The organism is Pseudacidovorax intermedius, assembly GCF_001476815.1.
Lineage (GTDB): Bacteria > Pseudomonadota > Gammaproteobacteria > Burkholderiales > Burkholderiaceae_C > Xenophilus > Xenophilus intermedius_A.
In genome coordinates this window covers 1-5086 of the sequence record NZ_LDSL01000082.1, presented here as the reverse complement: position 1 = coordinate 5086, position 5086 = coordinate 1, and the positions used below count along the sequence as shown (strand labels likewise).

The following is a 5086-nucleotide window of genomic DNA, read 5'->3' as shown; positions in this document are numbered from 1 at the left end:
CAGCCGGAGCTGCAGGCCTGCAGCTCCGGCTGTCCCGGCTTGCGGGCGCCGAAGAACATGGCCATCGGTTCGCCCTGGTCGTCGAAGGCTTCGACGGCGGTGACCAGGCCGTCGCTGGTGGGCTTTTCCACCACCCAGGCCTGGGCGACGAGGTCTTCGCGCAGGTGCAGGTTGAAGCCCTCGTCCAGCACGTTGAGCCAGCGCATGCCGCGCACCGCCAGGGGCTCGACGCGCCGCACCGGCCCGGTGTGGATTTGGATGCAGCCCGGGCTGCCGACGAAGACCATGACCGGCGTGCCGTCGAAGGCCGCCTCCTGCAGCAGGGCCTGCAGCGCGTCGGTGCCGACGCGGCGGGTGAAGCGGCCCTCGGCCAGGCGGAAGGCCTGCCGCCGCTCGACGCCGAAGTCCTTCAGCAGGCCGAAGAACTCGTGCGTGTCCTGCATGCCGGCCCAGCCGCGCAGGAAGCCGGCGGTGTCGATGGCGGCATCGTCCCGGGGAGCGGCCCTGGGCTCCGCGGCACGGAAGGCGGGCGGCTCGCCCTGCAGCCGGTGCGCGTCGACCACCGCCTGCAGCGCCGCGCGGTCCGTGGCCTCGCGGGCGAAGACCTTGTGCACCGCCGTGCCGTCCGGCGCGAAGAACTGCAGGCTCTGCTGCGCCTGCGTGCTGCCGGGCGCCTGCTCGATGACGGCGAAGCCGGCATGCCACTGGCCGAAGAAGAGGCGCAGGTCGATGTCCGCGCCCAGCGCCAGGCCCATCGCCTCGCTGCCGGAGAGCTTCTGATACACGCCGGTCTTCTCGTGCACGGTACTGCGGTTGCGGGTGAGGGCCAGCAGCGGCCCGCAGGCCTCCAGGGCGCGCAGCAGGCCCAGCCAGGGGCCGGCCAGCGGCACGGCCTGCAGCGCGCTGTCGTGGGCGCCGGCATGGGCGGCGATGGCGGCGCCTTCGGACAGGCCCAGCGCCTCCGCCGCGTCCTTGTGGCGGCGGCCCTGGGCGCGCAGTTCGGCAAAGCGGCGGCGGAGGTCGGCGGTGTCGTGGGTCATCGTTGCGGCTCCTTGAAGAACGAGGGAATCAGAACTCCGCCACCAGCGAGACGTTCACGTGGCGTCCGGGCTGGCTGAAGGCGTCGATGTTGGTGGCGGTGACGGCACCGCCGCGCACGTCGCTCCACAGCCAGTACTTCCGGTCCGTGAGGTTGACGACGGCCGCGTTCAGCCGCAGGCCGGGGCGCATCTGCCATTGCGCGCTCAGGTCCAGCGTGGTGGCCGAGGGAATGGCGTACCAGGCGCCGGCAAGCGAGCTGCGGTCGATGTCGGCCAGCTTCTTGGCGGCGTGATGCACCGCGTCCAGCCGCAGGTTCCAGGCGGCGGCCTGGTACTTGAGGCCCACGCTGGCCTTGCGCGGGTCGACCGAGTTCAGCGGCTGGCCGCTGCTGCGGTCGCGCCCGCGCGTCTGGCCGTAGGCGAAGGGCACCGACAGCACGTCGCCGCCGGCCAGGGGCAGGCGCCATTCGCCCTTGAGCTCGAAGCCGCTGATGCGCGCGCGGCCGATGTTGACCGACTGGAACACCAGCGGATCGATGCGCGGAATGCCGCGCCCGCCCACCTGCCGGTTGTCCTCGATGAAGTCCTTGTAGTCGCCGGTGAAGGCGGCGGCATCGATGTCGAGGTCGGCCAGCCGGCCGCGCACGCCCAGCTCGAAGTTCTGGCTCTTCTCGGGCCGCAGGTTGGGGTTGGGAATGGTCTTGTAGCCCGCGGTGACGTTCTCGAAGAAGTTGTTCACCTGGAAGGCATTGGGCGCCCGGAAACCGCGCGCGTAGTTGCCGAACACGCTCCACTGCGGCGTGGCGCGGAACAGCACGCCCAGCTTGGGCGACACGGCCGAGCCCGACAGCGACACCGCCTGCGCGTTGAATCCCGCCTGGCTGGCGTCGAGGCTGAAGCGGTCCACGCGCACGCCGGGCGTGATGCTCCAGCGTTCGCCGAAGAACTCGTCCTGCAGGTACAGCGCAGTGGTCTTCTCGCGCGTGTCCGGAAAGCGCTTGAGCGGGAAGGTCTCGCCCGCCGGCGGCGTCAGGCCGGTCTGGAGGTTGCCGATGTCGGCCTGGCTGTGGTCGATGCCGTAGACCAGGCGATGCGCCCAGCCGCTGGTGCCCAGGCGCACGGTCTTGCCGGCCTGCAGGCCGAGCTGGACGGTCTTCTCGTCGTAGGTGGTGTCGCGCGCACGGTCGGCGGCGCTGCGGCGGTCCTCGAAGGCGTATTCGCGCGAATGGGACTTCTGCAGCGCCACGGTGGCCTGCAGGCTGTCGGCGGCGGCCGTGTCCAGCGACCAGCGGCCGTCCCAGCTCAGGCGGTCGCGCGTCATCTCGTTGCGGGCCGTGAGGCCGACCACCGAGGTCGCCGCGCTCGAGGCCGGGAAGGTCAGGCCCGACAGCAGCGCATAGTCGCGGGTCTTGTCCACATGCTCGGCGGTGAAGGTATGTTTCTGCCCGCCGCCGGGCGACAGCACCACCTTGCCCAGCAGGGCGCCGTCGCGGCCGCTTTCGGGATTGGGCACGGTGCGGTTGTCGCCGGCGATGGCGGCCGTGCCCCGGTTGGTGAGCTCGCTGCTGCGGCCGGCGCGGCCGGCGATCAGCCAGTCCAGCTGCGGCGAGGCCCGGCCCGCCAGCGTGGCACCGGCATAGCGGCCGTGGTCGTCGCCGCTGTAGCCGATGCTGGCACTGCCGCCGAAGCTCCGGCCCGCGCCGAGGAAGGAGGCCGGCTCGCGGGTGATGAAGTTGACCAGGCCGGCCATGCCGTCCGAGCCGTACAGCGCCGAGGCCGGGCCCTTGACGATCTCGATGCGCTCGACCAGACCGACGTCCACGTAGTCGCGGCCGAAGCTGTTGGCGCTGAAGACGTAGCTGCGCGGCTGGCGGATGCCGTCCACCAGCATCAGCACGCGGTTGCCGTCCAGGCCGCGGATGTCGAAGCCGGCATTGCCCTCGCGGCCGGTGTTGCCCGAGGCCAGGCCGAAGCGCGCCGGCGCGCGGCGCACCGACACGTTGGGCAGGGTCTTCACCGCATCGCGGATGTCCTGCACCTGGCCCTGCTCCAGTTCGTCACGGCCGATCACCTCGACGGTGGCGGGCAGGTCGTCCCGGGGCTGCTCGGTGCGCGAGCCGCTCACGACCACCGGCTTGAGCGCGGCCATCCGCGGGTCGGCCTCGGCCGCCTGCGACCAGGCCGCCATCGGCGCGGCCAGGGCAGCGATGCCGAGCACCAGCCGGCGCGGGCGCGCCGGTGCGAAGGCGCCCGGCTGGCGGGAACGGGAACGGAGATGGAAAAAAGGCGCAAGAGGGACGGCAGCCATGGTCACGGAATCCGGCAAGCAGGGAAGGGACTGCTCGCTGGACCACCGGCGCATGGCGGGCATGCGGCACACGGCGGACCTGGCTGGCGGCGAAGCGGACGGTGGCGGCGGCCCTCTGGCCGCGGCACCCGCCCGGAAAGCGCACGATCATATGAGAATTATTCTCAATTGGAAACAAAGGCCACAAGCCGCGTCCGGCCGCCGTGGCGTGGCCGGGCAGGCGGCGCGATTCCGTGCGTCATCACGCAACGGGCATCGGCCGCCAGCGGGTGCGGCCCCTATGATCGCCCGCTGTCCGCACTCCCGCTGCCTTCGGCAGGCGCCCTTCCTCCATGCTCAACGGCCTGTGGCTGTCCTTCTTCCTCGTGGCCACCGTGGCCGGCGTCGCGCGCTGGCTGGTGGGTGGGGACGCGACGGTGTTCGCGGCCATGGTCGAGGCGCTGTTCGCCATGGCGAAGCTGTCGGTGGAGCTCATGCTGCTGCTCTTCGGCACGCTCACGCTGTGGCTGGGCTTCCTGCGCATCGCCGAGGCGGCCGGGCTGGTGGCGCTGCTGGCGCGGGCGCTGGGGCCGCTCTTCCGCCGGCTGATGCCAGAGGTGCCGACCGGCCATCCGGCGTTGGGGCTGATCACCATGAACTTCGCGGCCAACGCGCTGGGCCTGGACAACGCGGCCACGCCCATCGGCCTGAAGGCCATGCGCGAGCTGCAGACGCTCAACCCGCGGCCGGACACGGCGAGCAACGCGCAGATCCTGTTCCTGGTGCTCAACGCCTCCTCGCTCACGCTGCTGCCGGTGACGATCTTCATGTACCGCGCGCAGCAGGGCGCGGCCGACCCCACGCTGGTCTTCCTGCCCATCCTGCTGGCGACCAGCGCCTCGACGCTGGTGGCGCTGCTGTCGGTGGCCCTGGTGCAGCGGCTCAAGCTGTGGGACCCGGTGGTGCTGGCCTACCTGCTGCCCGGCGCGGCGCTGCTGGCCGGCTTCATGGCGCTGCTGGCCACGCTGTCGGCGCAGGCGCTGGCGCAGCTGTCCTCGCTGATGGGCAACCTGGTGCTGTTCGGCATCGTCATCGCATTCCTCGTCGTCGGTGCGCTCAAGCGCGTGGCGGTGTACGACCGCTTCGTCGAAGGCGCCAAGGAAGGCTTCGACGTCGCCAGGGGCCTGCTGCCCTACCTGGTGGCCATGCTCTGCGCCATCGGCGTGCTGCGGGCCTCGGGCGCGCTGGACCTGCTGCTGGACGGCATCCGCTGGTGCGTGGCGCAGACGGGCTGGGACACGCGCTTCGTCGATGCGTTGCCGACGGCGCTGGTCAAGCCCTTCTCGGGCAGCGCGGCGCGCGCGCTGCTGATCGAGACCATGAAGACGCACGGCGTGGACAGCTTCCCGGCGCTGGCCGCCGCCACCATCCAGGGCAGCACCGAGACCACCTTCTACGTGCTGGCGGTGTACTTGGGCGCGGTGGGCATCCAGCGGGCGCGGCATGCGGTGGGCTGCGCGCTGCTGGCCGAGCTGGCCGGCGTGGTCGCCGCCATCGCCGTCTGCTACTGGTTCTTCGCTTGAAGCGCCGCTGCCCTGAAGCCCCTCTCCCCCTGCGGGAGAGGGGTTGGGGAGAGGGGGCACCACGACCTCGATTTGGCGCTGCGCGACCGCCGCAGCCCCCTCTCCCCCGCCCTCTCCCGCGAGGGGAGAGGGCTGGCATGCTGTGAAAACCTCCGCGCCGAGGGCGCATGCTGCTC

The 5086-nt window shown here is 71.7% G+C and carries 3 protein-coding genes; 1 reads left to right on the top strand and 2 read right to left on the bottom strand.

Annotated features, from left to right (window positions below; all coding sequences use genetic code 11):
* The coding region (locus NS331_RS13805; RefSeq protein WP_058642558.1) for a hemin-degrading factor at positions 1-1040 on the bottom strand (1040 nt) is incomplete at its 3' end.
* 28 nt (positions 1041-1068) lie between these two features.
* Positions 1069-3348: a TonB-dependent hemoglobin/transferrin/lactoferrin family receptor gene (locus tag NS331_RS13800; protein WP_242873745.1), complete on the bottom strand. Its 2280-nt coding sequence runs from the start codon at positions 3346-3348 to the stop codon at positions 1069-1071.
* A gap of 332 nt (positions 3349-3680) precedes the next feature.
* Here NS331_RS13800 and NS331_RS13795 point away from each other — a divergent pair, with 332 nt between their 5' ends.
* Entirely contained in the window at positions 3681-4910 is a 1230-nt protein-coding gene (locus NS331_RS13795; protein WP_058642557.1) for a nucleoside recognition domain-containing protein, read from the top strand.
* Positions 4911-5086 lie beyond the last annotated feature (176 nt).